The organism is Pseudoalteromonas sp. A3 (genome assembly GCF_025942345.1).
In the GTDB taxonomy this organism is placed as follows: Bacteria; Pseudomonadota; Gammaproteobacteria; order Enterobacterales; family Alteromonadaceae; genus Pseudoalteromonas; species Pseudoalteromonas atlantica.
This window is the reverse complement of the sequence record NZ_JAPCKL010000002.1, coordinates 281,138-307,829: the sequence shown is the minus strand read 5'-3', so window position 1 is coordinate 307,829 and position 26,692 is coordinate 281,138. Positions and strand designations below refer to the sequence as shown.

General features: G+C 39.7%; 23 protein-coding genes. 14 read left to right on the top strand and 9 right to left on the bottom strand.

The window, feature by feature from the left end; translation table 11 throughout:
• Positions 1-12: 12 nt before the first annotated feature.
• A complete protein-coding gene (locus tag OIZ54_RS04435) occupies positions 13-738 on the bottom strand; it encodes a substrate-binding periplasmic protein (protein ID WP_264389829.1) in 726 nt (241 codons plus the stop codon).
• 167 nt (positions 739-905) lie between these two features.
• Between OIZ54_RS04435 and OIZ54_RS04430 the strand changes: the two genes are divergently transcribed.
• The 3 genes from OIZ54_RS04430 to OIZ54_RS04420 are packed head-to-tail and all read left to right on the top strand — an operon-like array spanning position 906 to position 4,332.
• Positions 906-2,072 (top strand): paraquat-inducible protein A, encoded by a 1,167-nt coding sequence (locus OIZ54_RS04430; RefSeq protein WP_235576545.1) that lies wholly within the window; start codon positions 906-908, stop codon positions 2,070-2,072.
• Entirely contained in the window at positions 2,069-3,724 is a 1,656-nt protein-coding gene (pqiB, locus tag OIZ54_RS04425) for an intermembrane transport protein PqiB (protein WP_029771939.1), read from the top strand. Before OIZ54_RS04430 ends, pqiB begins: the two co-directional genes overlap by 4 nt.
• Positions 3,724-4,332 carry a membrane integrity-associated transporter subunit PqiC gene (locus tag OIZ54_RS04420; protein WP_024031907.1) on the top strand — a complete coding sequence of 203 codons (609 nt, stop codon included), beginning with the start codon at positions 3,724-3,726 and terminating at the stop codon, positions 4,330-4,332. The genes pqiB and OIZ54_RS04420 overlap by 1 nt, the downstream gene beginning before the upstream one ends.
• Here OIZ54_RS04420 and OIZ54_RS04415 read toward each other — a convergent pair.
• Complete coding sequence (locus tag OIZ54_RS04415; RefSeq protein ID WP_096042908.1) at positions 4,329-4,829, bottom strand: GNAT family N-acetyltransferase; 501 nt, start codon at positions 4,827-4,829, stop codon at positions 4,329-4,331. The genes OIZ54_RS04420 and OIZ54_RS04415 overlap by 4 nt on opposite strands.
• Before the next feature lie 286 nt (positions 4,830-5,115).
• Here OIZ54_RS04415 and OIZ54_RS04410 point away from each other — a divergent pair, with 286 nt between their 5' ends.
• Positions 5,116-6,498, top strand: a complete 1,383-nt coding sequence (locus OIZ54_RS04410; protein ID WP_264389828.1) for a Na+/H+ antiporter NhaC family protein — start codon at positions 5,116-5,118, stop codon at positions 6,496-6,498.
• 116 nt (positions 6,499-6,614) lie between these two features.
• Here OIZ54_RS04410 and OIZ54_RS04405 read toward each other — a convergent pair whose 3' ends face one another.
• On the bottom strand, positions 6,615-9,506 hold the full coding sequence (locus OIZ54_RS04405; protein ID WP_264389827.1) for an insulinase family protein: 2,892 nt from the start codon (positions 9,504-9,506) through the stop codon (positions 6,615-6,617).
• A 168-nt stretch (positions 9,507-9,674) separates the two neighbouring features.
• Here OIZ54_RS04405 and OIZ54_RS04400 point away from each other — a divergent pair, with 168 nt between their 5' ends.
• Positions 9,675-10,094, top strand: a complete 420-nt coding sequence (locus tag OIZ54_RS04400; RefSeq protein WP_264389826.1) for an MAPEG family protein — start codon at positions 9,675-9,677, stop codon at positions 10,092-10,094.
• Between the two features lie 48 nt (positions 10,095-10,142).
• Here the strand turns inward: OIZ54_RS04400 and OIZ54_RS04395 are convergent, their stop codons facing one another.
• Positions 10,143-10,901, bottom strand: a complete 759-nt coding sequence (locus OIZ54_RS04395) for a peptidylprolyl isomerase (RefSeq protein ID WP_264389825.1) — start codon at positions 10,899-10,901, stop codon at positions 10,143-10,145.
• Positions 10,902-11,191: 290 nt separating this feature from the next.
• On the opposite strand from OIZ54_RS04395, the gene ushA reads away from it, so the two are divergent.
• The gene (ushA, locus tag OIZ54_RS04390) at positions 11,192-12,814 is read left to right on the top strand and encodes a bifunctional UDP-sugar hydrolase/5'-nucleotidase UshA (protein WP_264389824.1); all 1,623 of its coding nucleotides are present in this window, start codon (positions 11,192-11,194) and stop codon (positions 12,812-12,814) included.
• Positions 12,815-12,855: 41 nt separating this feature from the next.
• On the opposite strand, the gene OIZ54_RS04385 is transcribed toward ushA, so the two are convergent.
• Entirely contained in the window at positions 12,856-13,800 is a 945-nt protein-coding gene (locus OIZ54_RS04385; RefSeq protein ID WP_248443897.1) for a hypothetical protein, read from the bottom strand.
• The gene (locus tag OIZ54_RS04380) at positions 13,793-14,674 is read right to left on the bottom strand and encodes a hypothetical protein (RefSeq protein ID WP_004588735.1); all 882 of its coding nucleotides are present in this window, start codon (positions 14,672-14,674) and stop codon (positions 13,793-13,795) included. The genes OIZ54_RS04385 and OIZ54_RS04380 overlap by 8 nt, the downstream gene beginning before the upstream one ends.
• Before the next feature lie 233 nt (positions 14,675-14,907).
• On the opposite strand from OIZ54_RS04380, the gene OIZ54_RS04375 reads away from it, so the two are divergent.
• Both OIZ54_RS04375 and OIZ54_RS04370 read left to right on the top strand, forming a co-directional pair.
• Entirely contained in the window at positions 14,908-15,753 is an 846-nt protein-coding gene (locus tag OIZ54_RS04375) for a S1/P1 nuclease (protein ID WP_154945598.1), read from the top strand.
• Positions 15,754-16,083: 330 nt separating this feature from the next.
• Positions 16,084-19,200: a TonB-dependent receptor gene (locus tag OIZ54_RS04370; RefSeq protein ID WP_264389822.1), complete on the top strand. Its 3,117-nt coding sequence runs from the start codon at positions 16,084-16,086 to the stop codon at positions 19,198-19,200.
• Positions 19,201-19,323: 123 nt separating this feature from the next.
• Here the strand turns inward: OIZ54_RS04370 and OIZ54_RS04365 are convergent, their stop codons facing one another.
• Positions 19,324-19,749, bottom strand: a complete 426-nt coding sequence (locus OIZ54_RS04365; RefSeq protein ID WP_264389821.1) for a MarR family winged helix-turn-helix transcriptional regulator — start codon at positions 19,747-19,749, stop codon at positions 19,324-19,326.
• Positions 19,750-20,164: 415 nt separating this feature from the next.
• Between OIZ54_RS04365 and hmgA the strand changes: the two genes are divergently transcribed.
• Positions 20,165-21,463 (top strand): homogentisate 1,2-dioxygenase, encoded by a 1,299-nt coding sequence (hmgA, locus tag OIZ54_RS04360; protein WP_264389820.1) that lies wholly within the window; start codon positions 20,165-20,167, stop codon positions 21,461-21,463.
• A gap of 5 nt (positions 21,464-21,468) precedes the next feature.
• Positions 21,469-22,098: a maleylacetoacetate isomerase gene (gene maiA / locus OIZ54_RS04355; protein WP_024031919.1), complete on the top strand. Its 630-nt coding sequence runs from the start codon at positions 21,469-21,471 to the stop codon at positions 22,096-22,098.
• On the opposite strand, the gene OIZ54_RS04350 is transcribed toward maiA, so the two are convergent.
• Entirely contained in the window at positions 22,095-22,328 is a 234-nt protein-coding gene (locus OIZ54_RS04350; protein WP_024031920.1) for a TIGR02647 family protein, read from the bottom strand. The two genes, maiA and OIZ54_RS04350, sit on opposite strands and share 4 nt — an antisense overlap.
• Before the next feature lie 117 nt (positions 22,329-22,445).
• Between OIZ54_RS04350 and OIZ54_RS04345 the strand changes: the two genes are divergently transcribed.
• Positions 22,446-22,748 (top strand): DUF1496 domain-containing protein, encoded by a 303-nt coding sequence (locus OIZ54_RS04345; protein WP_004588742.1) that lies wholly within the window; start codon positions 22,446-22,448, stop codon positions 22,746-22,748.
• 54 nt (positions 22,749-22,802) lie between these two features.
• Positions 22,803-23,111, top strand: coding sequence for a VF530 family DNA-binding protein (locus OIZ54_RS04340; RefSeq protein ID WP_004588743.1), 309 nt, complete (start codon positions 22,803-22,805; stop codon positions 23,109-23,111).
• Positions 23,112-23,149: 38 nt separating this feature from the next.
• Here OIZ54_RS04340 and OIZ54_RS04335 read toward each other — a convergent pair whose 3' ends face one another.
• Positions 23,150-24,769 (bottom strand): diacylglycerol kinase family protein, encoded by a 1,620-nt coding sequence (locus OIZ54_RS04335; protein ID WP_264389818.1) that lies wholly within the window; start codon positions 24,767-24,769, stop codon positions 23,150-23,152.
• A gap of 456 nt (positions 24,770-25,225) precedes the next feature.
• Between OIZ54_RS04335 and OIZ54_RS04330 the strand changes: the two genes are divergently transcribed.
• Together OIZ54_RS04330 and OIZ54_RS04325 are read left to right on the top strand one after the other, a co-directional pair.
• Complete coding sequence (locus OIZ54_RS04330) at positions 25,226-25,750, top strand: sigma-70 family RNA polymerase sigma factor (protein ID WP_024031922.1); 525 nt, start codon at positions 25,226-25,228, stop codon at positions 25,748-25,750.
• Positions 25,747-26,430, top strand: coding sequence for an anti-sigma factor domain-containing protein (locus OIZ54_RS04325; protein ID WP_064386612.1), 684 nt, complete (start codon positions 25,747-25,749; stop codon positions 26,428-26,430). Before OIZ54_RS04330 ends, OIZ54_RS04325 begins: the two co-directional genes overlap by 4 nt.
• The last annotated feature ends 262 nt before the right edge of the window (positions 26,431-26,692 follow it).

The window sequence follows — 26,692 nt, the reverse complement described above, 5'->3', positions numbered from 1 at the left end:
TTACTAATGAGCTTAGTGGTAACCACTCATTATTTGTTGATATTTTCCCTTTGCTTTTATAGTTAGCAGGCCTTTATCAAATGCTTTTTGCAGCACTGCGTTGTTAAAATAAGCAGGGCGTGGGGCTTTTGGAAAAATTGGGTGAATATTAACGGGTAATGAGTGCGTATAGTCATTGTTATAGTAATGAAATATGCGCTCATCGAGGATAATTACATCCACCCAGTCTTTCATTAGCCTATCGACTTGCGCACGTTGATTGACTACTTCTTCATAACTTGCAAACTGAGCAACCCCTTTTGCAAATGGGGGTGGTAAATAAGCTGTTGCATGTTGAAATCCTAATACACTTTTATTGTTTAGTTCATTTATCGTCTCAATAGTAAAGTTGCGCTTTTTAAGAGATACCGCCACATTTTTATAACTCAATACTGGCTGACTAGGGTAAATACCTGCGCCGCGCTTTCCTGCGTAATTAAGCAGTATATCCACATTACCGCTATGCAGTTGCTGCTCGGCGCGCTTGTTAGACATGTAAATAACCACAATATTATCTAAGCCCTGCTCAATAAGTGCCGCTTTAATTATATTAAGTTGTATACCCGTATCTGTTTTTTCTATTACATAGGGAGGAATAGTCGCACTGGCAGCAATCACAATTGGCTGTTTTTGCCAAGCGGCAGACACTGGCGGGCTTATAAAGAAACAGCTAATAAAGCAAAGTAATAACAGCCTCACATCTATCCTTAACGTATTGTTATTGCGCTTAATGATGAATCGCGTTGTATTAATAACTTAAATATAGCAAAATTGCGTAAACATTCTTCTTTGATGGTTATAACTTGCAAACAATTTGCCCGTGCTGCGACCTAATAATTGATATACCCGCAATAGCCGATAAGCAAATGGCCGTGTGCCCGCATTGTCACCATAAGTTGTGCGAAGGTGATGTAAACAACGACAGTAAAGTGGTTGCGCTAAGTATTGGCTCATTACTAATGCTATTAAGCAGCATGTTTTACCCGTTTATTTCTTTTAGTAGCAGCGGCATAACGCAAACCATCACCCTGCCCGATGCTGCCAGAATTTTATTTAATTACGACAGTGAGTTACTTGGCTTATTTATTGATTTAAGCATTATTGCGCTGCCAATGAGCTTACTGGTCATTCTTATTCCTATGCATCTTGGGCTTTTGCAATCCTTGCCAGAGGCCATCGCTAGGCGATTGCTCAAGTTTACCTTGGCCCTTGAGCCGTGGATCATGTCTGAAATATTTTTAATTGGGGTGTTAGTAAGCATGGTTAAAATTATGTCGCTTGCCGACATTAGTTTTGGCACCAGCTTTTGGGCATATATTGGCTTTGTTATTATGTATATTGCGGCGCTTGCCCATTTAAATAAGCCGCGCTTATGGGCACATATTAAACCAGCAACAACACTCGAAGACGCAGCACATGCCAAACGCGCTATTGATCAAAACATTAAAGCTTGCCACGTATGCCATCAGCTGTGTAAAAGTAGTATTTGCCCGCGTTGTCACACTAAAACCCATGTAAGAAACCCCAACAGTGTTCAAAAAGCAACGGCATGGTTAGTGACCTCTGTGCTGTGTTACATACCTGCAAACCTATTACCAATAATGCACACCACCAGCCTGGGTGATGTGTCACCGTCAACCTTAATCGGCGGCGTACTGACACTTTGGAAAAGTGGTTCCTACCCCATTGCTGCCATTATATTTTTGGCCAGCGTAGTGGTGCCACTGGCCAAAGCCTTTGTGCTTAGCTTTTTATGCATTATGGTGGCAAAACCTGCTAACAAGCACACAAAAGGTTATACTAAAATTTATCAACTTACTGAATTTATTGGCAAATGGTCAATGATCGATGTATTTGTTGTTGCTATACTCGTTGCCTTAGTGCAACTAGGCAACTTAATGTCAATTACCCCAGGGCTAGGCATTGTATTTTTTACTGTTATGGTAATATGCCAAATGATGGCTGCACATGCGTTTGATCCGCGCTTGTTGTGGGATACACCAAAAAACAAACATTCAGAGAATAAAGCATGACCGAAACGGCTAATGTAACAACAAAACCAAAAATTTCTGCTATTTGGATTATTCCACTGATAGCCTTATTAGTTGGTATATGGATGTTGTATCAATACCAAGCAAATGTAGGCCCTACTATTTATATAAAAATGCCCCACGCAGAGGGCATTATTGCAGGTAAAACAGAAATAAAAGTGCGCAGTGTTAAAATTGGTCAAATTGATGCTATACGCCTTTCTGACTCGCAAGATAGCGTTATTGCCCGCGCACAAATAGACAAAAACTATAATGAGCTCCTCACCGACGATGCTAAAATTTGGGTTGTTAAACCCCGTATAGACGAAACGGGCATTAGTGGTATGAGTACGCTTTTGTCGGGTGTTTATTTAGAGTTTTCACCGGGGGAGAGTAAAAAACTAAAAGAGCGTTTTGTATTACAAGACGAGCCAGCCCTTATTGGTAAAGATGTAAAAGGTGGGCGTTTTCAGTTACTCAGCTACAACGCTGAAGTGCTAGAGGTAAGCACTGGGATATTTTTTAAAAACTATAAAATAGGCCAAATAGAAACCGCTACTTTTGACTGGAAAAACCAAGCAATGAAGTACGGTATTTTTATTAACGAGCCGTATCAAAACCTCATAACATTAAACTCTATATTTTGGGTTAATGCCGGCATTGAAATAGATTTGTCGGCCGATGGTATTAATATAAGTACCGGCTCATTAAGTAAACTCCTCAAAGGCGGTATTTCGGTTGGCTTACCAGAGCAACAAGCCCCAGGCGACTTAGCCCAAGACGGCCACAATTTTTCGCTAAGCCAAAGCTACAAAGAAGCACTAGAAGAGCGCTTTTACGACTTTGATTACTACATTATTGATTTTGAACAATCTATACGTGGCCTAAGACCCGGCGCGCCTGTGGAATACCGTGGCACCCGAATTGGTACCGTGGTAGAAGCCCCCGCTAACGTTATTGTTAATGGTAAACCTGCACATTTTAAAAACCATAATACAGCGGTGCCGGTACTGATTAAAATAGAGTATGGCCGTTTATATCACGATAGCGCAGCGGCCAAAGAGTTTTGGCAAAGTAGCCTAACCGGCTGGATAAAAAATGGTATGCGCGCTTCTTTAAAACCTGGCAACCTTTTAACTGGCGCAGTGTATGTAGATTTTGATATATACCCCGACGCACCAAAAGCGCATTTAGCAAAGCTTGCCCAGTATGATGTATTTCCGAGTATTTCTAGCGGCATTACGGTGCTTGCCGATCAGGTCTCGGATGTGCTTAACAAGGTAAACGATTTAAAAATTGAAGACAGCCTAGCGCAAATGCAGGCTACATTTAGCGACTACCAAGCGCTTGCTAACGAAATGCGTGCGTTATTAAGCCAAAAAGATACCCAAAACTTACCCGGCGACTTTAACCGTAACTTTGATAAAATGACCAAAAGTATGGAGCAGTTTGAAGTGACCATGCGTCAATTTGATAAAACCATGGCAAGTTATCAGGCCGGCTCTGAGTTTCATCATCAATTACAGCAAACCTTGCTTGAATTTAAACGCTTAAGTGAAGAAATTCAGCCGCTTACACGGGGTTTAAACGAACAACCTAATATGTTTATTTTTGATAAAGCACTCCCTGCTGATCCACAACCAAGGAAGCAATAATGAAACACTTATTTTTAGCCATAACCGTGTTAATTACCCTTGCAGGGTGCAGTGCGTCAATTCAAACCGCAACGCAGTATTATCAGTTTGAACAACCCATTGCTTCATCATCACGCCATGTAAAAGAAACTGATGCCCAATTAAGAGTGCAAACCGTGGCCCTTAGAGGCGCTTTAAATAATTTGGGCATAGCAATGAAAATTGATAGCAACCAAATTCATGCGGCAAATTACAACCTATGGGGTGAATCGCCCGATGTGATGCTCACCGCTACAGCGCAACAAACCCTTTTTAATGCAATGCCTAATTGGATGGTCATTAAGGGCTTACCGGTAATTACCGAGCTTGATCAGCAAACGTTTTACGAGCTTGAGTATGAAGTGCACCACTTTAATGGTGATATGCAAGGCAATGCTGATATTTCTGGCCTGTGGCGCTTATATTACACCCACCCAGAAACCGGCCGACGTCTGATTAGTGTGCATAATTTTTCGCATGTAGTTCCAATAGAAGATGACGGTTACGATGGCTTAGTGGCTACCCTTGAGCAAACTTGGCAAAACATAAACCTAAGCGTAGCAAAAGCCATAGAGCAAGCGCGTCTTTAATAACCATATATAATTACGGCGGTTTTATCATTATTAATAACCGCCTTGCCTACCCTATTAAAACCTAACTTTAATAATACACCATGAGATGCGGTATTATTAGCTGCGCAGATAGCACTGACCTGCTTTATCCCAAGTGTGTGCCTATTTTGTAATAGCGCTTTGGCCGCTTCAAAAATATAACCGTTTTTCTCATAACGGGTTAACAAGGCAAAACCTAAATCTGGCAGTTGCAGTACATCGCGTTTATAAAAACCCACAACTCCTACTACTTCACCATTGTGTAAAGTAATAATATAAGGGCCAAACCCTTGGTGTTTATGGGCTGCCCTAAACGATTGCTCAATGTAGCGCTTGGCATCGCTGTGCGTATAAATGGCTTTATCGCCAATATATTTTATAAAATTTGGCTGATTCACCAAAGTAAGTAACATGGCTGCATCGTGCTCATTTGCATAGCGTAATAATAAACGTTGGGTTTTAAATACGGCCTCCACGTTATCTCCTATAAAAAGTTATTTCGTACGTAAATTTTTATTGACTGAAATACAAAACCGGATTATTTTTGCGCCGATGTTTTTACAGGCACAACAATAGCGGCATGCTTCTCTTGCACCGTCTGGCGCCAAAGCCAACGCGCTTCCCTTTCGCTATTAATTTAACATAACAGCAAAGCACCCTACGCGGCAAAAGCAGTGACTTGGCACGTAATAACTATTACCTGCTTTGTTTTTGTTAAGCAATTTATTATTTAAATATGCTTTTAATTTTGTGAATCTTTAAATGCTTGAACCTTCTGCATTAAGTTTACTGCCACCAGCGGTGGTTGTGGTATTGGCTGTTGTTTTACGCCGCCCTATTTTATCTTTACTTATTGGCGCTTTAGTTGGCTTAGTAATAGCCGACCCAGCTCAGGTGCTTGCTAACTTTGCCAGCACATCACTTAAAGTAATGACCGACGAAACCATAGGTTGGTTAATACTCGTGTGCGGAGGCTTTGGCGCTTTAATCGCTTTATTAGTGCGCACTGGCGGTGCGTCGGCGTTTGGCAAATTAGCGCTAAAATACACTAAAGGTAAACGCTCTTCTTTATTTATGACCTTTTGTTTAGGTGTGGTTATTTTTATTGATGACTATTTAAATGCGCTTACCGTTGGCGAAACGATGAAACGCATTACCGATAAATTTAAAGTTAGCCGAGAAATGCTCGCCTACGTTGTAGATTCAACAGCGGCTCCTATTTGCGTACTTGTCCCTTTATCGACTTGGGCGGTATTTTTTGGCGGCTTGTTAGTCGATAACGGCATTGCCGAGGAAGGCAAAGGCATTGCGGTTTATATTCAAGCCATTCCTTATATGTTTTACGCTTGGTTTGCAGTATTGGTTGTTTTGTTAGTGGTACTGGGTGTAATACCTGCTATTGGGCCTATGAAAAAAGCCGAAAGGTTAGCGCACGTTGAGCAGGCCACTGTAGACCCTGCGCAATTTAGTGATATTCAGACAGCCGACGAATACGCTGTAAAAGCAGTAGAAGAAAGCTTTGAAGATGCCGACCCTAAAGGAAAATTGCACAACTTTTTGTTACCTATAATTTTACTAGTAGCCTTTACAGTTTACTTTGAAATAGATGTATATAAAGGCTTATTGGCAACTATGGCGGTAACGCTTCCTTTTTATGCACTACAAAAATTAATGAGCTTTAGCGAAATGGTAGAGCGCATGCTTGATGGCTTTAAAAGCATGATACCGGCTATTGGCACTGTAATAGCAGCATTTATATTTAAAGATGTGTGCGACTTAATTGGCTTAGCGCAGTTTGTGATCGGTAGTTTGAGCCCGTACATGACTGCCCAATACTTACCGGCGGTGGTATTTATTGCTATGGCAGTGTTAGCGTTTGCTACAGGCTCTAGTTGGGGTATTTTTGCTGTGTCGATCCCAATAGTTATGCCACTGGCAACTGCCGTTGATGCAAATATTCCACTGGTTATTGGCGCGTTGTTATCGGCCTCATCATTTGGTAGCCAAGCCTGTTTTTACTCAGACTCTACCGTACTTGCAGCACAAGGCTCTGGCTGTGTTTTAATGAGCCATGCAGTAACACAACTGCCTTATACATTAATTGCCGCGGCACTTGCCGTTGTCGGCTTTATTGTTATGGCATAAATTAAGTTAATACAAATAAAACACCCCAATGCAGTCTACATTGGGGTGTTTTACCAATCCACAATAATACTTAATTAAGCGGATTGGTATTATTTAGCTGTATAAATATATATAGCTTATTTTTGTAATTTAATACCATTGTAATAGGTTTCAAGCGATTGAATTTTGGTTTGATTTGGTAAATCAGCAAAGTCGCTTTCTACAAACTTAGTACCACGTAACTGCACATTTAAACGTGCGGCTTGTGGGTTTAACATAGTTTGTTTGTAGTACTGCTTAATATCTTCAAGCGTTACTTTTTCAACTTCATCAATTAGCTTTTGCTTAGAGTCAAAGTTAAAGTTTTCACGATACCAATCGGTAATAAGTGGCCCCATTTCATCGCTTAGGTTTTTAGGCTGCTCTTTTAGTGATACAAGCGTGGCATTTTTAAGTTGAGCAAAAGTATCTAAGCTCATATTATCAAGCTCTACCGCGTACTCTTTTTTGAATTGATCAAAACGTGCCTGTATTTCTTTTGGTCCTTTAACAGGTGTTTGAATAAACAAGCCAATTGCCGAGTAATCCTCTATTGGGCGAGCCAGCGCACCTACGGCGTATGCAAGTTGTTCTTCGGTACGCATTTTATCAAATGCAATGGTTCTAAAGTGGCTTTGTAACACCGCGGCTTGCGCTTTTTGTTTATACCCTGGCACTGGGTGAACGGTCATATCAACTACTGCCACATCGGCAACATCAATATCTTTTTGCAATACTCGCGTTTCGCCTGGCTGCGGTAACCATGCTTTACTGCGCGCAAACTCACTCGATGTATGATTGCTTGGTAAAGTGGCACTTAACTCAGTGGCTATCGATTCTATATCTTGTTGGTTGTAATTACCGTAGCTAAATACACGTAAATCGTTGGTGGCAAATGTGGCTGTTTTTAGCTTGTTTAAATCGGCAACGCTTAACGATTCTGCCGCTTTTATCAGTGCCTCTGTATCAAAGCTGCCTGTGCGGATAAGTTTTGAGTAGGCGCCAAATGCTTGTGCATACGGAAATTGCTTTTGCTGATTTAACAAGCCACGTTTGTAGCGATCAATTGCTTGGGTAAATGCTTGTGCCGTTACGTCGGCTTTTAACCCGCTTAGCGCTTGTTTTAAAAGTACATCTTGCTTATCGGTAAAGCCACTCATTGATAAAACTAAACCATTACTTGGCGCAAGGTTTACACTCATGCCGGCAATGGCGGCTTCGGTGCTTAGTTGGCTTTGTTGAATGTTATATAAGTCGGCCCATACTGAGTAAAGTACTTCAGCATTAATATCATTTAAGCCTGGCTGGGTATTAATATATACCTCAACCAACCCCTTTGGCTGGGCAGCAAATTTTTGGCTTGCTTGGCGCCATACTTTTACGCCGTTTTTATCGTAAGCCAGTTCAGGGTGTTTTTGCTCTTTAAACTCAGCTGTTTTAATAGCAAAGCTTTCAGGTAGTAAGTTATTTACACTTGGTAAAGCAAGCTTAAACTCGCTTGATGTTTTCCAACTGGCAATTTCGGCATCGCTAATATCTTCTATGCGGTATTTACCATCATAAAAATGCAGTTGCGAGTCGGTTTCTTCTTGTTGCGAAATATACCAAACGCGCAGCGTATCAGCATTTAATTGCTTAAGTACTTCGTTTATCGCCTCTGCGTCAAATTTGGCATAATAGTAAGGCGCATCAATGGCATGATTTAATGGGTAATCTTGCATGCTACCAGTAAGCGCGCTGACATAGCTAAACTCATCGCCTTTTTCTAAAAACTTAAATTGATTGCTAAGTGATGTTCGAATTTCATTAAAGTACTTAGCATCTACACCTTCTTTTTTAATCAGTTCAATGTATTGCATAATAGTTGCGACAATTGTTTCGCGGTTTTTCATGCCTTCATCGGTTAATTCTAGCGAAATAGTAAGCGCGCCGTAATTGCCGTACTGACTAGGAGAAGGAGATGCTGTTAATTGCGATACCCAGCCTTTGTCGCGTAGTAATTGTGCCGGGCTACCTGGCATTTCATTACTTAATAAATAACTGACATAACGGTTAGGTTTAACCGCAAAGTCGCTGCTGTTGTTATTAATAGTAAACTCAAGTTGCAGCTGTTTTACGTCTTCATTAGGTGAGTAATATACTTTTTTGCCACCGGCTTTATCAAAATCAAGCTCTGCGGTAACGGTTGGCTTTTCAATGTGTTTATTTTCGATATCGGCAAAATAAGTTTTTGCTTTTTGCTCCATTTGCTCAATTGGCAAGTTTGAAATAAGCGCTACTTTCATGATGTTAGATGAATAGTATTTATTGTAAAAGTCGACCGTTTCTTTGTGTAATTGGCTGCCTTCTTTGTCTCCTAGCGTTTCTAGGTTACCAATTAAAAAGCGATTTGCCGGGTGATCGCCCATCATTTTACGGGCAAGTTTAAACTGGCCAAAAAAGTCCATTTCGCGGCGCATTGACCACTCGGCATTTACAGCGTTTTTTTCTTTATCTGCATATTCAGGGTACAGCTTGGGGGCTTTAAAAAAATCAGCAAAACGGTCTAGCGCTTCATCAAAGGCATCGTTATTAATTTTAAACATGTAGTTTGTAATATCGAGCCAGGTATACGCATTATTTACCCCGCCATTTTTGGTCATAAAGTCAGAGTAGCCTTTTGTATCGGGGTAGCGCTCTGTGCCTAAAAAAAGCATATGCTCTAAGTAATGTGCCATACCCTGCTGCATCATAGGGTCGTGAAGTAAGCCTACGCCTACACTTAGCGATGCTGCTGATTTTTCAGCGCTTGGATCAGAGACTAAAATTACTTCTATTTCGTTTTCGAGGGTAAGGGTTTTATATTCGCGCGTATCATTTGGGCTTACAACTAATGTGTCTGAGAGTAAGGAGCTTTGCGAAGAACTAGCAACCGATGAGGTAGATGATGTATTTGTACAGCCACTTAAAACTGCTAAAGCGATGACGCTAAAACCAAGAATTTTCTTCATTTTGTTTTTCCATTAAAATTGCGCTTAGGATGCGCTCAAAACAACGTAATAGAGCTAAATTAACACTAACAATTAAGGGTTTACCACAAAATAATACTAATTTATGTAACACATTGTGAAAAACACCTGCATACTTAAAGTCAGTAAAATAATAACGAAGGAAATAGGATGGAAAAAATAATAATACTCGCCATGTTTGCACAAGTAACGTTATCGCTCGTTGTAATGTTAATTATGGGCAAGCGACGCTTTGCTGCTGCAAAAAACAAACAATTACAGTTGAGCGATTTTAAAACCATGCGCCTTGATAACGCAGGCGATACCGTACGCGTAGCAGATAGAAACTTTACCAATCAGTTTGAAATACCAGTGCTTTTTTATATCGGTTGTATTGTTGCATTGCAACTTAACAGCGCTAGCTACTTAATTACTGCGCTTGCGTGCTTATTTGTTATTTCGCGTATTGTGCATACGGTTGTTCATATTGGCAGTAATAATGTAAGACTGCGCTTTAATGTTTTTTTACTAGGCTGCGCCAGTGTGTTTGCTTTATGGCTCGCGATTGTTTGGCGAATTTTAGCATTTTAGTAAAAGCGGCTTAATTAGCCGCTTTTTTATTTACTGTTTAACACATAACTAGTATTTAGCGCGTTTTAAGCGTTTACCCATACCAAGCAGTGCAATTAAGCAAAAACCAACACCCATACTCCCACCCGAACTGCTTGATGAGCCAGCCTCTGCTGATGAATCGTCTTGGCTTATTAATGTATTGGCTGCTGGGTTTAAGTTGGCAGATGAAAGCGGGTCGTCATCTAATACCACCACACTGTTAATAGTTACAAAATTAGCGCTGCTCAGAGCGACATCGCTACTTGAACATTGTTCACTGGTTATATCAACCAATGGGATATCGCCGCAGTGTACTAATCCAGCAATATTATCGAGCGTAGCTTGGCTTTGCGCTGTAATTTGTCCAAATACTGTAAAACCGCCATTTTGAGTATCAAGCGCTTCGCTATTATCAACCATATTAAAAAACCACTGGCTCGTTGCGCTGTTTTCATCGTTGGCTAATTTAGCCATCGCGATTGTGCCCTTCACATTAGATAAAACAGGCTCATTAACAACAGTAGGCTTGGTGGTTATTGGCACTAATTCGTCGGTAAATGTAAAACCACCGCCTTGTATTACAAAGTCGCTTACTGAGCGGTGTATTACGGTTTGGTTATATGCGTCATCTTCAATATAACTTAAAAAGTTAGCAACCGTATTGGGGGCTTGTTGATCAAACAAGTTAAGCTCTATCACCCCGTGCGAAGTTTGCATTTCAACAATAGTGGCTTGGCTAGTAAAGCACGAAAACGCAAGTAGTGAGCCAATCAGGCACTTTTTCATTATGAGTCCTTTTTGTTATTGTTATTTAAATTAAGTGTTAATCCACACTATACGCCAAGGAAAAGCATTTAGAAGGCACAACTACAATTAACACCCTTTTAGTTACACTTCATTACATATTCTTTTAAATAACACTCGCTGTATTCGCTTTGTGTAAAAGCATTTAATAATTTAATATTACTTTTAAAACTCGAATATAAAAAAGTATAAAATAAGTACGTTATTTATCGCTAAATTAGTTTAAACTAACCGCCTAATAAATTAAGCACACCATAATAAATGGGTATTTCATGCGTATAATTATTTTATTTTCAATTATTTTATCTGTTATAGGTTGTACAAACTCACCTTTAAACACCTCCACTGCCCCACAGTATATTACTGTATTACATACTAACGATAATCACGGGCGCTTTTGGCATAACGAAAAAGGTGAATATGGTATGGCAGCGCGTAAAACGTTAATTGACGCTTTACGTAACAAAGCTCAACAGCAAGGCCATGCAGTATTGCTGCTTTCTGGCGGTGATATTAACACCGGTATACCTGAGTCAGACTTACAACACGCAGAGCCTGATTTTAAGGGAATGTCGTTACTCGGTTACGATGCTATGGCAATTGGTAACCATGAATTTGATAACCCACTGAGCGTTTTAACTAAGCAGCAGCAATGGGCTACCTTTCCCTTACTGTCTGCAAATATTTTTGACAAAGTAACAGGGGAAAGCGCATTTCAAGGCTATAAAATTTTTGAAAAGGGGGGCTTAAAAATTGCGGTTATAGGACTTACCACTACAGACACCGCTAAAATAGCTAACCCACAATATATTGGCCATTTAGAATTTAAAGACCCTGTTGATGTGACGGCAGCTCTCGCTAAAAAAATTAATGAGCAATACAAACCCGATATCACTATTGCACTTACTCACATGGGCCATTATGTAGATGCAAACTTTGGGATTAATGCCCCGGGCGATGTAACACTTGCCCGCTCTTTACCCGCTAATACCTTAGATATGATTATTGGTGGTCACTCGCAAGAGCCGGTTTGTATGGCAGCAAAAAATAAAAATGACGATAACTTTAAACCCGGTCTTGCGTGTAAGCCCGATCAGCAAAACGGCACATGGATTATGCAAGCACATGAGTGGGGCAAGTATGTGGGTAAGGCAGAGTTTAAGCTAGAGAACGAAAAGCTCACCTTACTCGATTATAAATTGCTGCCAGTTAATTTATATGTTGATGAAATTCAAGCCGATGGGTCTAGTAAACAAGTATTAGCCAACGAATACATTAAACCCGATCCGACCCTAGAAGCTTTTTTAGCAAGTTACCAAGCAAAAGGCGCAAAACAAATTGCAGGTAAAATTGGCAGTGTTGATGCGCGTTTAGAGGGCGATAGAAACAAGGTGCGTTACCAACAAACTAATTTAGCGCGTGTGATTATACAAGCACAAATGAATGTTGTTGGCGCCGACTTTGGCCTGATTAGTGGTGGCGGAATAAGAAGCTCTATTGAAGCTGGCGATATTAGCTATAAAGATATTTTAAAAGTACACCCGTTTAAAAATCGCATTACTTACATGGACTGGCAAGGGCGTGATTTATGGAACTACTTAGAAACAGTGACCAGCTTCCCTGTTGATGCAGGTGCCTATTTGCAATATCACAAATTAGCGTTTACCCGTAAAAATGGCAAATTAGTCAGTGTACTCATTGATGGTAAGCCATTTGATGAAAATAAAACTTACCGTATGAGTTTAAATAGCTATAACGCATCAGGTGGTGACGGTTACCCTGCTATTAATAAACTCAAAGGGTTTGTGAGCACAGATGAAACCGATGCCCAGGCGCTTAAAACCTTTGTATCGCAAAATAGTCCTCTTAAAGCTGCGCAGTTTGCACCTAAATAACAAAACGTTATTAAAAGATAATGTTTAAGGAAAGTAGCTGACTACTTTCCTTTTATTTCTATGTTTCCCTTTGCAATATTTATTAAACCGTAACTGTGTAAACGTGAGCGAGAGCCCTCGCCATATGCTTTAGGCGGATAATAAATGTCTTTCATATCAGGGTGTTCGTTTAAGACTTCGTCTAGGGCTGCACGAATCTCACTGAGTGTTTTTTCTAAGCTGCTATTAAAATTTGGCCGCTTGCGTATAGTATGCCCAAGCTCAATCAACCTATAAAAGTACTTATTAGCAAGCTCTATAAGCTCATCTGGCACGTATTTATTTTGATTTAGCACAACATCTTTATTATCACGACAAAACTCTATTAATGCTAAATAAAAGCATAACGGTTTGTTAGCTAAACACACTGTAGCCTCAGGCATATAACTATTACTGAGTGTTTTAGTGTTTAAATCAATGATCAATGCCAGCTCTTTTGGTTTTCCTAAGCCAGTATCAGCGTTTAGTGATGGGCCTTTAGCATCTACAGGCATACCTATAATAGACTTCAGCCATTTGCTAAATAAAATACTCAAAACTAAAAATAACAAGCAAATCAAAAACCTGTTTTCTGACCAAAACTGTGCGTTTTTCTCAAACACTAAAGAGACATGGGTAGTGCTCGACTTGAGTGTTCTTACAAACTGGTTTGGCTTTAAAGTTAAAGGTTTAGCTGATTTTGGCACAATTTTAACTAAGCGAAGGTTATTGTCTAAATAGCCGTTGAGCTTTAATAAGTAGTCTTGCACTGCATGTTGGTTACCCGAGTGCTTTAAAAGCTCATTAGAGAGCGCAATTAACGGTAAATCCAGTGCAACTTGTTTTTCGGTTTCAATAACCTGGCGTTTAATAGCGTCACTCTGCTCATTAATTACAGACACATAAAACACTAAACAGTTAATAATAAAAACAGCGCAGCCAAAAAAAACATATTTATACTTATCCATTTTTAACGCTCTCATCTTTAGCTGTTACCTGCTCTGAACTGCAATCCCAGTACGATTGCGCCTCTTTGTAATAACTCAGTGTCTGCTCCTTTGACATATCAAGAATATGACGCTGTACAGCACATAAAAGGTCTGTATTGTTTTGCTGCATTTTTAGATACCAGCGCGAACCTGAAATTTTATTACTTAAAGGGGTTATATAATTTTTTGAAAAACGAGCAGCATCACTTTCTTTCCAAAAAGACGCAATAATATCGACCTGCCCATTAGCTAATAAGTCACGAAGCTCGCTGTGCGAACTAGCGTAAGTAATATCTAAATTGGCTAAGTTGATATTTAAATCTTTAAACATTTTCTTTGGAAGTATATGGCCAGAGCGGCTTGTAGGGTAATCTAATAAGCCTATACGCTTATCTAAAAAGTATTGTTTTGTTAAGCGTGGCTTTTCTTTTGAGGAGATAAAAAATGCGGTGTAATCAGAAAAGCCCACCACAGATTGATAGTTATAAGTTAGCTCTGCATTAAAGGCATCCATTATATTATTTTTTGCAAGTACGAGGTCTGCAATCCCTTTGCCGACAAAATCGAAGCTTTCCGTTGTACTGTCACCCCAGTAACCTTTAACTGAACCGTATTGTTTCGTTACCACGGTATCAAGGCATAGAGACTCTGTAAGCTTCTCTGCCACGCTTTGCGATGGCGTAAATACAATAAGCTGATTTTTGTTTTCACTGGCTGTTGTATAACATTGTGTTGACGTTTTTATTAGTTCTGGGAAATTTATTTCATCACTTTTAACGCTCACCTTTCCAACAGACCATGCAGCAACCATAACCAGAAACAAAAGTGTAACAAACGACAGTTTATGTAACATGACCTTTCCAAACCCCATCAATAAGATGTACCTAACAACCCTAAGGCTTTATTTGAACAATATTATTTACTTATTACAACAGGTAATTTTACCCATCAAAGGTAAGTTATTGATTTAATGCAATTATGAATAAGAAATAATGAATACTCTTGACTCCTTTCTATATTTAGCAAAAACAATCACAATGTTTACACCAGCTAATAGGTGAATAAAAATAAATGCAGGAAACATTGATGCGCATTAAAATTGCTACTCTCGTAGCAACAACGTTAATAATTGGTGCTGTTTTTACAACTTCTAAAGCGTATGCGTGGGGTCAAAATGGTCATCGAATTGTTGGGCATATTGCAGAGCAACATTTGAGTGACGAAACAGTGCATAACCTGTTGCCACTATTAGAAGGACAATCCCTAGCTCAAATTTCTACTTGGGCAGATGAAATGCGATCTAGTCCTGAACTATTTTGGCGTAAAAAATCTTCACGCTGGCATTACATAAACCTTCCTAAAAATAAAACACTTTCTCTAAATCACGCACATACACACAGCAAAGACGATGTAACAAATATTCTAGAAGGTATTTACTTCTCTATTAATACACTTCAGTCATCTACCTCTTCCCTTAATGAAAAACAGTTTGCTTTAAAGTTTTTAGTTCACTTGGTTGGCGACAGCCATCAACCATTTCATGCTGGGCGAAGTGAAGATAGAGGCGGCAATTTAATTAAAGTTGATTTTTTTGACAACGAAACCAATTTGCATAGCCTTTGGGACACTGGATTAATAGAAAATGAAAACTTAGCTTACACTGAATACGCTAAGTTTATAGATACCGACGATGCAGCATTAATTAAAACATACTTAAACAGCAGCCCTACTACTTGGCTGATGGAATCTCACAAACTGGCCGAAGATATTTATACCTCAACCAGTGATGAAGTGAGCTATAGTTATGTTTTCAAATACAATCCGCTTGTTAAGCAGCGTTTGCAAAAAGCAGGCGTTAGGCTTGCGGGTGTATTGAACTATTTATTTGATTCGTCAGATGAGAATAAAAAATTAAAAATAACGACAAAATAACAATCAACCTATAAATAAAAAACCTACACACGGGAATTAATTTATGTTTATACACTCTCTGGAGTATGGCTAAAATAATACAGCTAAAAATGTATTAATTACAAAATGTAAATAATTAATTGTAAAAGGAATTATAAAGTTTGCATTTCATAATACTGTCACATAACGGCGGTAACATAACAATAAGTAATTAATCCAAATTTAGTTAAGTATACAAGTATAAATTGTGCAAATTAATTTTGCATATTACAAGAGTATAAATTCAACAACACTGCTGACTTTATACTACTTAAAATAACAATTTAATTATAACTTTCACGGGAAATGAAAATGAAGACTAAACTTCAAAAAACAGCACTCTCACTTGCTATCGCTGCGTGTGTAAGTGTAAGTGGCGCTGCATTCGCCAACGAAACAACCTCTGCGATTAAGGGTCAAATTACCGGTCCAAACGGTAACCCAGCTCCAGGTACCAAAATAACAATTTTACACGTACCGTCTGGCTCAGTTAAAACAACAGAAGCAAACGATGCAGGTTACTTTACTGCTAAAGGCCTTCGTGTTGGTGGTCCTTACAAGGTAATCGTTGATTCTGATGTTTATGCTGATCAAGAATTTAATAACATTATCCTAAACATTGGTAACGATTACCCAGTAAATGCTGCACTTGAGCCACAATCAAGCATGGAGCAAATTGTAGTAACAGGTGCACCTATCAGCTCTATGTCTGGTGGTACTGGCCCAGCGTCTACATTTACTTTAACTGATCTTGAAAACACGCCTGCTATTAACCGTGATTTAAAAGATATCATTCGTATTGACCCGCGTATCACAATTGATGATAGCCGTGGTTCAATCAACTGTGGTGGTGGTAACCCTCGTTACAACAGCTTAACGCTAGATGGCGTTCGTATGAACGATAACTTTGGTTTAAGCTCTAACGGTTACCCTACTATTCGTGCCCCTTTCTCGTTTGATTCAATTGAGCAAGTTTCAGCTGAGCTAGCACCATTTGACGTACAGTACGGTGGTTTTACCTCATGTAACATTAATGCGGTAACAAAATCTGGTGGTAATGAAGTTCACGGTGGTATCTTCTACGATTTCACAAGTGATTCATTCAAAGGCGACGAAATTGAAGGCGAAGACGTTGATAACGGTAACTACACCGAAAAACGTTACGGCTTTAACGTTGGCTTACCGTTAATCGAAGATAAACTATTTTTATTCACTTCATATGAAAAACTTGAAGGTGTTCAACAGTTTAACTACGACGGTTTAAGCAGCGGCAGTGTAACTGCAGATGATATTGCTCGTATTACAAGTGTAGCTCAATCTGTATATGGTTATGACGTAGGCGGTATGCCTTCAAGTATGCCTGTTGAAGATGAAAAAATCTTAGTTAAATTAGATTGGAACATCAACGAAGATCACCGTGCAAACTTAATCTATAACTACAACGATGGTAATACGGTTTCACAGTCTGATACTGGTTCTAGCCGTGTTTCATTATCTAACCACTTTTACGACCAAAGTGCAGAATTCACATCAATTATTGGTTCTGTTTACTCAGATTGGTCAGATGACTTTTCAACTGAAGTTCGTATTGGTAAATCAGAACTAGATGCAACTGTACAGTCACTTGATGCTGCTAGCAGCTTTGGCGAAATGCAAATTCGTACAGAAGATGGTGGTACGGTTTACATTGGTCCAGATGACTCTCGTCAATCAAATGATTTAGATTACGATACCACTACATTTAAAGTAGCGGGTACTTACTACCTTGACCAACATACAATTACTGCTGGTTATGAGTTTGAAGAGTTAGATGTATTTAACTTATTCGTACAGCATACTGAAGGTGAATATCGTTTCAATTCAATCGATGATTTTGAAGATGGCTTAGCTGACCGTGTTTACTACAATAATGCTGCAGCGACTAACGATCCAACCGATGCAGCTGCAAGCTTTTCATACGCTCAGCATACGTTTTATGTACAAGATGAATACGCATTTACAGACTTAGATGCAAACATCACGTTTGGTTTACGTTACGATAAATACACAAGTGATGACGTACCTAACTTCAACCAAAACTTTACTGACCGCTACGGCTTTAGTAACCAAAGCACGTTTGATGGTATTGATTTACTTCAACCACGTGTTGGCTTCCAGTGGTACGCAACAGACGAATTAGAAGTTCGTGCTGGTGTAGGCTTATTCTCTGGTGGTAACCCAAATGTGTGGTTATCTAACTCTTACTCTAACGATGGTATTACTAACATCGGTACATTCCGAAGCCCAGTTGATTTATTCAACACGCCAAACGTAAATGGCGGCGCGCCTGGTTTTGAAGTACCGCAAGAGATGTTTGATGAAGTTGCTAACACTGTTATCGGCTCGGGTGATTCAGCAACAAACGCTGTTGACCCAGATTTTGAAATTCCTTCAGAGTGGAAATACTCAATTGGTGCAACATACACAACTGAAAACGAGTATGTAATTTCACTTGATTACTTATACTCTAAGAAGAAAGATGCTGCCTTAATGCGTGACATCGCACTTCAGGATTCGGGCGAAACTACATTTGATGGTCGCCCTCTTTACGAGTCTATTGAAGGCCGCTCTGGTGAGTACCTTCTTACAAATGTAAGTGGTGATAGCGGTGATTCATCGGTTATTTCATTAGCAGTAAGCAAAATGTTTGATAATGGCGTAAGCGTTAACTTTGGTTACGCATACACAGATTCAGACGATGTTAACCCAATGACAAGCTCTGTTGCCGGCTCAAACTACGGTAATATTGCGCTAACGGATCCGGGTAACCCTGGTGTTGCATCATCAGATTACGAAATCCCGCACCGTTTTACTATGACGCTTGGCTACACACATGAATTTGTAGATGGTTTTGCTACTCGCTTTAACCTATACGGTGAAGCATACAAAGGCTTACCATACAGCTACACGTTTGATGGTAGCGATCGTAACTTCGGGGATAGCAACTGGAACGGTAGCCGTCAGTTACTTTACGTACCACTTGAAAACGATCCTAACGTCGTTTACGACATGAGCGCTGATGAAATTAACGCGTTTAACGACTTTATCGCGTCTAACGGTTTAGAGCGTGGTGAAATCACTGGCCGTAATGCTGAAAACTCAGATTGGTTTGTTAAATTTAACTTTAAAGTTACTCAAGAATTACCAGGCTTTATGGATGGCCATAAAGGTGAAGCGTTCTTCGTAATTGATAACTTAACTAACCTATTAAACGATGATTGGGGCGTACTTAAAAAAGGTCCTTTCGTTGGCGCTAGCATGATCAAAACCACGATTGATGAGCAAGGCCGTTACGTTTACTCAGGCTTTAATGAAAACAACGCAAATACATCAGTACAATCTGATGCGTCATTATGGCAAATGCGTGTAGGTGTTCGTTACACTTTCTAATCGCATTAGCGTAAACAACGACTAATTAAAGCCCATCTTTTGATGGGCTTTTTTTTACCAACCAGCTTAATTAAATGATCTATTTATCCCCTCAAAATGATTAAGTATTATTGCGGATTGATTTTATAAGGCACCTTTAAGCTCTTTTAGTAAATTTAGCAATTGGACTTGTTGCTGCTTACTAAATTTTTCAGCTAATTGCCCTTCCCAATTTTGTGCATCACGTGCTATGAGCTTGTAAAGTGCATTGCCCTGCTCATTTAACATAACCTGCGTTACTCGCTTATCTTGCTGATTTAGTTGTGCTTCAACATACCCTCTTTGCAGCAATGATTTTATAACTCGTGAAACCGTTGACTTGTCCATATTGGCCTGTGTACATAAATCTTTTGCATTGCTTTTGCCATATTGTGCTAAGTTTGCCAACACCCGCCATTGAGGAATGGTTAAGTTGTATTTTTGCTGATAAACACGCGCAAAATCATCGCTTATGAGATTTGCCATTTGATTTAACTGATAGGGCAAAAACTGCTCTAGATCTATTTCCATTATTACTTTCTCATCGCATTTACACACTGTGAAAACTGTGCATTTTTATTTACAGGCTAAAACATGCGCCCATTTGAAATTACTCTCACTTGAGAGTACTTTAAACTAATTAGGGCCTGTTGACCTTTCAGGATTGAAATTTGTTCAATCTAGGGGCCATTTAATCGCGGCGCGAGGTTTGTAACCTAGTGGGCTAAGTAAAAACCGAGCAACAAAGAGTAAATGGCCCCTAGGCAGAACCCTTCGGGCAGCGCCTGTTTGGCATTTATGCTACGTTATCGCCTATTTATGGGGAACAACCACACTGCATAGGCTCTGCCTTGCCTAATTCCCAAACAGACTGCTGCAAATTCAACCTCGAAAGATAAACAGGCCCTAGAAAAATAAAACAATGTCACTCTCACAGGATCTAAATATGGCCAGCGAAATAAACTACATGAGCGGTTTTGGCAATGAGTTTGAAACCGAAGCGCTACCCGGTGCATTGCCTGTTGGGCAATTTACCCCACAAAAGGTGAAGTACAATTTATACACCGAGCAATTTAGCAGCACGGCCTTTACGGCACCGCGAGCCGCTAATCGTCGCACGTGGCTGTACCGCCTTCGTCCATCGGTGGTACAAGGTGAATACACCGCTATAGATAACGCACTAATAAGAACAGCGCCTATAACTGAAGCAATTACGCCACCTACAATGATGCGCTGGAGCCCTATTGATATTCCCACAAAGCCTACTGATTTTATTGATGGCTTAATTACAATGGCTGCAAATGGCAGTGCCAATGGGCAAACCGGTATTGGTATTCATGTTTATGTTGCTAACAGTTCTATGCAAGGGCGTTATTTTTGTAATGCCGATGGTGAGCTGTTGTTTGTGCCTCAGCATGGCGAACTGTTATTACACACCGAATGTGGAAAGCTCACAGTAAAGCCGGGGGAAATTGCCGTCATTCCTCGCGGGATTAAATTCTCGGTTGATTTAATTGATGAAACCGCACGTGGCTACATTTGTGAAAACTATGGTCATGCATTTGAACTTGCCGAGCGCGGCCCCGTCGGTGCAAATGGCTACGCCAACGACAGAGACTTTAAATACCCTGTTGCTGCATTTGAAGATAAAGAAGGTACCTTTGAATTAGTCACTAAATTTAACGGTCATTTATTTAGTTGCCCTATCACACACTCGCCTTTTGATGTAGTTGCTTGGACCGGTAACAGCGCACCGTACAAATACGACTTAGCACGTTTTAATGTTATTAATACCGTGAGTTTTGACCACCCAGATCCTTCTATATTTACTGTACTTACCTCCCCTTCAGCCACTGAAGGCATGGCAAATGTAGATTTTGTAATTTTTCCACCGCGCTGGATGGTGGCAGAGAATACATTTAGACCTCCTTACTATCATCGCAATATTATGAGTGAGTTTATGGGCTTAATAGAAGGGGTTTACGATGCAAAAGAGCACGGGTTTGTACCAGGAGGCGCTAGTTTGCATAATTGTATGTCGCCACATGGGCCTGAAGCCGAGGTATTCGAAAAAGCATCTAACGCTGAGCTTGCACCGCAAAAATACGAGAACACGTTGGCCTTTATGTTCGAGTCTCGTTACATAATATCGCCCACTAAATATGCCCTTGAAGGAAAAGAGCGCCAAACTAATTACACTCAGTGCTGGCGTAGTATCACAAAACATTTTACAGGCGAGGAATAATAACAATGAAACTATACAGCTACTTTCGCTCATCTGCCGCATACCGTGTACGCATAGCACTTAATTTAAAAGGTATTGAGCATGATATGCAATTCGTTAATTTACTTAAATCTGAACAGCTAGCACAGCCTTACTTAGATAAAAATGTGCAAGGTTTACTTCCTGCTCTTGAAACGGACGAAGGCGTATTAGCGCAATCACTGGCTATTTTAGAGTGGTTAGATGAAAGCTATCCGCAAACGCCGTTAATTTATGGCACTGCATGGCAAAAAGCGCAAATTCGTAATATTAGCTATGCAGTGGCATGTGATATTCATCCAGTAAATAATTTACGAGTGCTGAAGTATTTAAGTAACGAATTGGGTGTAGACGAGCAAGCTAAAGCCGCCTGGTATAGGCATTGGGTAGAGCTTGGGTTTGAAAAAATTGAAATGATGCTAAGTGAAAACAATGAGTTTTGCGTAGGCAATACACCCACTCTCGCTGATATATGTTTAGTGCCACAGGTATTTAATGCGTTGCGTTTTAATGTAGATATGGCTGCGTATCCAAAAATTGCAGCCATTTATGCACGTTGTAATGCATTACCCGCTTTTAGTGACGCCGCGCCGCAAAATCAGCGCGATGCAGTTTAACTTTTTAATGCGCAGTGAATAACACTCACGTGCTCTATTAAATCAAGGCCCAGTTCGGTTAAATAGCCGCCATCTGGGCTGTCTATCACGCCTTTATCAAACAACCTTTGCGCCGCGCTTAATAAACTTGGTTCAGCATCCGAATGTAACTTAATCCCTTGCATTTTGCTCTCACGTGGAAATTTAGCTAATAACGTAAATTCATCTATCATTGTTTGATTAAATTGCATGTGTTCACCTTTTTATAATTGTGTGTTTAAGTCAGTGTTGTTTAACGCTATTACTTACCCTAGCATGTTTTTTAATCGTGTGTACTATTTTTAAACTATCAAAATTCGAGGTCGCTCATGCGTCATATTATGGTTTTATTTATTTTTTTAATTGCGTTCACTTTGGCCCCTAGCAGTTATGCAAAAACAGTCAAAACCCATTCTATTATTGACGCTAATGAGATTATTAATAATGGTGATATTTGTTGGTACGACAACAAACGTTATAGTGAAGGCGCGCTGGTACAAGTACATTCTTTTACCTTAGTGTGCGCTGCTAATAACCCGCAGCATAATAACAGTGAGCTAATTTGGCTAAAATTAGATAAAAAAGGCAATATTGTTTATCCCACAAAGCCTAAAACCATTACGGTCAATTAGCGCTAAAAGAGGATTTACGCTACAATGCGCACAGTTTAAATAAGTAGTATGACTATGGATAATCAACCAAAAAATCCTCTTCATGGGGTAACGTTAGAACAAATTTTAGTAGAGCTTGAGCAGCGCTTAGGGTTTAAAGCCATGGGCGAGCAAGTAAACATTAAGTGTTTTACCGACTCACCGAGTATTAAATCAAGCTTAAAATTTTTACGTAAAACCCCTTGGGCTCGCGATAAAGTTGAAGCTCTCTACTTACATACGTTAAGTAACAAGCCGCTGCGTAAACCCAAAAGCGCTCAGCGCCCTAAACCTGCCAGCCAAAGCGACAGCAGTGGGTTTGTTTGGCCAAGCATTAAAAAGTAACACACAAAAATGCACGTTAAATACGTGCATTTTGTATTTTATAACTCCTTACTAATTACATTTAACGAGGCGGGGTCAACTGTAATAGTAAGCGTATCCGCTGTTTTAATTTCACCATCGAGTACATACTTAATTTCTTCGTCTGCGGTTATCGTTACTTTTTTAGCGTTGGTATGATGCGAGCTAATTGCTAAATGCGTTTGTGTAATACTACTAAACATAAGTTCAGCAATGCTTAACACGCGAGTGGTGTTTTCATCACTAGGTAGCAGCCAATTAATGTCTAATAGGCCATCTTCGTGATCGGGCTGACCACCTCCTTGGGCTAATAACGTAGTAAATGGCGCAGCATTAGCCACAATAAAACTATTTGTATTTACTTCCTGCGTTTGATTATCATCAAGGGTAACATAAAGGGTTTGCGCTTTTTGCTCACTAAATGCCTGAAAAAAACCACTTAAATAGGCAAGCTGACCCGATTCGTTTTTTGAGTCTCTATCTGCTTTTTCTACCATTGATTGCTCATAACCAATCCCTGCTAACAACAGCATTAACTCGTCATTACAATAGGCCGTATCAATTGTTTGGGTTTGCCCATCAATAATAAGATCGCAGGCCTGCTCAACAGGAATGATTTTAGAGCTAATCCCCATAAGCACATGCGCTAAGGCATTGGCTGTGCCCATTGGGATAATACCCAGCTTGCACTGAGTGTTTACCAACATACTTGCTACTTCTGTCACGGTCCCATCGCCGCCACAGGCAATTATTATATCTGGCTTATTTTTAATGGCTTGTTTCGCAAGCTCAATACCGTCTATTTCTTTGGTGGTGGTTAATACTTCTAAGTCATAATACGCTGATAACCTAGCCACTATTAAATGCTCTTTGTCTTGCCACATTTTGGTACCCGACACAGGGTTTGCAATAATAACGGCTTTGTTTTTAATAACTAGCTCCCCCTTTTTATGTCGCTTTGCTAAATGACGAAGCTGATGCTTATTAAGATTTGCGGTTTCGCGGGTTTCTTTTATTTGCGCGAGCACTTGGTGAACATCGGCGTTTTTATCTTGGCTCAGTAAATACGCTGCCATAACAAATACCGAACGCCCTCTGCCCAGTGCACAGTGAACTACCACGCGGCGGTCTTCTTTAATATGATGATGTATCCAGTTAATGGCTTGGTTTAATTGCGAATGGGTAGGCACACTATGATCAAGCACCGGAATATTTAAATAGCTAATATTTTCTTGTGTAGAGCTCCATTCTAAGCCATCAAACTCACACGTTACATCTAATATTGCCGTTATGCCGTTTTCTTTTAACGTATCAATATCAGAGGGGAACAATCGGCATGCTAAAAATAAATGGTCGTTAATTTTTTGAATGGGAGGGACTTTATCGTGCTTGCGAGAATACGCATTGTAAATTTGAGCACCCAGTAAAAAAGGCACAAATGCCCAGCGAATATAAAATGGAATAACACCATTTTCACGCTTCCTAAAAATTTTCGCCAAATTAAAAATGTAAGCACCACTGACAAGAATTAACGACAATGCACTCCAGTAAAATACCACTGCAAAATATACCGAGTTAACCTCCCACCCTATAAATATAAAAATTAACGCTAAAATTAAATAACTCGTTGCAGCCCACATATTTTCTCCTTTATTTTTACTGTTTTGGCACATTTTTTACAGCTGTGTATAAGTGTAGTAGCAATTTGCACGCCAACAAAAGTTGTTTTTTAGGAACAAAAACAACACTAAGTAACTGATCTAAAATGAATAAAAGTAGCTAGCTTTAGCTGTATTCGCATATTAGGCGCTTTTTACACAGTAATCGGTCATTTTTTCTCACTACTCAAAGGTAACTGTTTATATTTAAAACTTGTTTCAATGTGTACAGCAGCTAATATAAATGTCAGCTTAAAAGTTTTTGCATCCAATCACTCTTTTCACACGTTTATTGAGAGTGTGTTTATCTTTATTAGTTAAATTTATAGCAGCCTGTTTAATCTCTATTTCAAAGCGATTAGGTTGCGCTTAAATAAAACAATTTTTAATTCATAAAGCCCAACACACCTCGGTAATAATAAAAACAACAGGAACCTTATGGAAAACGACAATTTACTTCCCCTTTTGTGTAAAACAGCACAGGGTAACAAAGCCGCGTTTGCTGATTTGTATCAGCAAACAAGCGCAAAGCTTTTTGCGATTAGTTTAAATATGCTGTCAAACCGCGCGCACGCAGAAGAAGTACTGCAAGAGGCATTTATAAAAATTTGGCATAACGCGTCAGAGTACAACTCATCTAAAGGCACAGTTATTAGCTGGATGATAAGCATTGTGAGATACCGCAGCTTAGATGCATTGCGTTATCACAAGGTAAGAAAAGAGCAGGCAATGGGTGACGATGAATACGATGAACAAGCTGTCGATGTTAGTTACGACGAACAAACCAAACTTGTTAATTGTATTGAGCAACTTGACCCCCAACAAAAACAAGCCATTCATTTAGCCTATTACAAAGGGCTAAGCCATGGTGAGTTAGTCAATCACATAGAAACGCCCTTAGGCACAGTTAAAAGCTGGATCAGGCGTGGTTTGCAGCAGTTGCAGAGGTGTTTAACATTATGAATTATAATAAACCAGAATTACTTGATGCTTTAGCAGGGCAGTATGTATTAGGTACTTTAAAAGGCCTGGCACGAAAACGTTTTCAACGCTTAATGCTCAGCTTACCGCAAGCCCGAGAAGCCACTATAATGTGGGAGCAAAATTTAAATGATTTAGCCAGTGCAATTACGCCTCAAACACCCAGCGCGCAAGTGTGGCAGAATATTTTAAATACATTAGAACACACCAACCAACCCGTTAAAACGGTGATCAAACCAGCCACATCGCTATGGCGCAATTGGTCATTTATAGCCACAGCTGCCTGTATTATCTTAGCATTTTTGGTTATTCAGCCCACAACTCAGCCCCAATACAGCCAACAAATTGCTTTAGTACAAAACCAAGATAAGCAATCACTGTGGTTTATTAACGTAGATGAGCAAACATTATCGGTTAAAGCCAGTGATAAACTCGTTGCGCAAACCGATAAAGACTACGAGCTGTGGATGATTTTAAAAGGGCAAGACACGCCAATTTCGTTGGGTCTACTGCCTAAAAACGGTGAAAAACAGTTACTCAAAGGCACGCGCTTTAAGGCACAAGACATTGCCCTACTCGCTGTTAGCTTAGAGCCTTTAGGTGGCTCGCCAAACGGCGTACCAACACAAGTACTGTACACGACAGATTTAGTTATTTTATAACTAAATAAACGCGACTGGTTGGTCAAACTTTGTTTGGCCAACCTTTTTATTTACCTTGGGTAACCATTAATATTTGATTAAACTAAAGTAGGCTTAATCGCAGTGCGATGCTTATCATATTGTGTGCTCAATACCTGCTGCGTTATTTTAATTGCATACACCCCCTGTAATAAGTATAAAACCAAACCGCTTCAGCCCCTTAACACTCTCTTATCACTTCCTTATCTAAATGCAAAACAGCCTGCTGAAAATTTAATCTTGA

What these genes read in the sequence shown, in the direction of transcription:
- OIZ54_RS04395 (WP_264389825.1), bottom strand. Translation starts at nt 10,901, where the DNA reads ATGAAAAAGTGCCTGATTGGCTCACTACTTGCGTTTTCGTGCTTTACT.
- OIZ54_RS04325 (WP_064386612.1), top strand. Translation starts at nt 25,747, where the DNA reads ATGAATTATAATAAACCAGAATTACTTGATGCTTTAGCAGGGCAGTAT.
- maiA (WP_024031919.1), top strand. Translation starts at nt 21,469, where the DNA reads ATGAAACTATACAGCTACTTTCGCTCATCTGCCGCATACCGTGTACGC.
- OIZ54_RS04430 (WP_235576545.1), top strand. Translation starts at nt 906, where the DNA reads ATGGCCGTGTGCCCGCATTGTCACCATAAGTTGTGCGAAGGTGATGTA.
- OIZ54_RS04380 (WP_004588735.1), bottom strand. Translation starts at nt 14,674, where the DNA reads ATGTTACATAAACTGTCGTTTGTTACACTTTTGTTTCTGGTTATGGTT.
- OIZ54_RS04365 (WP_264389821.1), bottom strand. Translation starts at nt 19,749, where the DNA reads ATGGAAATAGATCTAGAGCAGTTTTTGCCCTATCAGTTAAATCAAATG.
- OIZ54_RS04335 (WP_264389818.1), bottom strand. Translation starts at nt 24,769, where the DNA reads ATGTGGGCTGCAACGAGTTATTTAATTTTAGCGTTAATTTTTATATTT.
- OIZ54_RS04375 (WP_154945598.1), top strand. Translation starts at nt 14,908, where the DNA reads ATGCGCATTAAAATTGCTACTCTCGTAGCAACAACGTTAATAATTGGT.
- hmgA (WP_264389820.1), top strand. Translation starts at nt 20,165, where the DNA reads ATGGCCAGCGAAATAAACTACATGAGCGGTTTTGGCAATGAGTTTGAA.
- OIZ54_RS04345 (WP_004588742.1), top strand. Translation starts at nt 22,446, where the DNA reads ATGCGTCATATTATGGTTTTATTTATTTTTTTAATTGCGTTCACTTTG.
- OIZ54_RS04330 (WP_024031922.1), top strand. Translation starts at nt 25,226, where the DNA reads ATGGAAAACGACAATTTACTTCCCCTTTTGTGTAAAACAGCACAGGGT.
- OIZ54_RS04350 (WP_024031920.1), bottom strand. Translation starts at nt 22,328, where the DNA reads ATGCAATTTAATCAAACAATGATAGATGAATTTACGTTATTAGCTAAA.
- OIZ54_RS04370 (WP_264389822.1), top strand. Translation starts at nt 16,084, where the DNA reads ATGAAGACTAAACTTCAAAAAACAGCACTCTCACTTGCTATCGCTGCG.
- OIZ54_RS04385 (WP_248443897.1), bottom strand. Translation starts at nt 13,800, where the DNA reads ATGGATAAGTATAAATATGTTTTTTTTGGCTGCGCTGTTTTTATTATT.
- OIZ54_RS04420 (WP_024031907.1), top strand. Translation starts at nt 3,724, where the DNA reads ATGAAACACTTATTTTTAGCCATAACCGTGTTAATTACCCTTGCAGGG.
- OIZ54_RS04400 (WP_264389826.1), top strand. Translation starts at nt 9,675, where the DNA reads ATGGAAAAAATAATAATACTCGCCATGTTTGCACAAGTAACGTTATCG.
- OIZ54_RS04340 (WP_004588743.1), top strand. Translation starts at nt 22,803, where the DNA reads ATGGATAATCAACCAAAAAATCCTCTTCATGGGGTAACGTTAGAACAA.
- OIZ54_RS04410 (WP_264389828.1), top strand. Translation starts at nt 5,116, where the DNA reads ATGCTTGAACCTTCTGCATTAAGTTTACTGCCACCAGCGGTGGTTGTG.
- pqiB (WP_029771939.1), top strand. Translation starts at nt 2,069, where the DNA reads ATGACCGAAACGGCTAATGTAACAACAAAACCAAAAATTTCTGCTATT.
- OIZ54_RS04405 (WP_264389827.1), bottom strand. Translation starts at nt 9,506, where the DNA reads ATGAAGAAAATTCTTGGTTTTAGCGTCATCGCTTTAGCAGTTTTAAGT.
- ushA (WP_264389824.1), top strand. Translation starts at nt 11,192, where the DNA reads ATGCGTATAATTATTTTATTTTCAATTATTTTATCTGTTATAGGTTGT.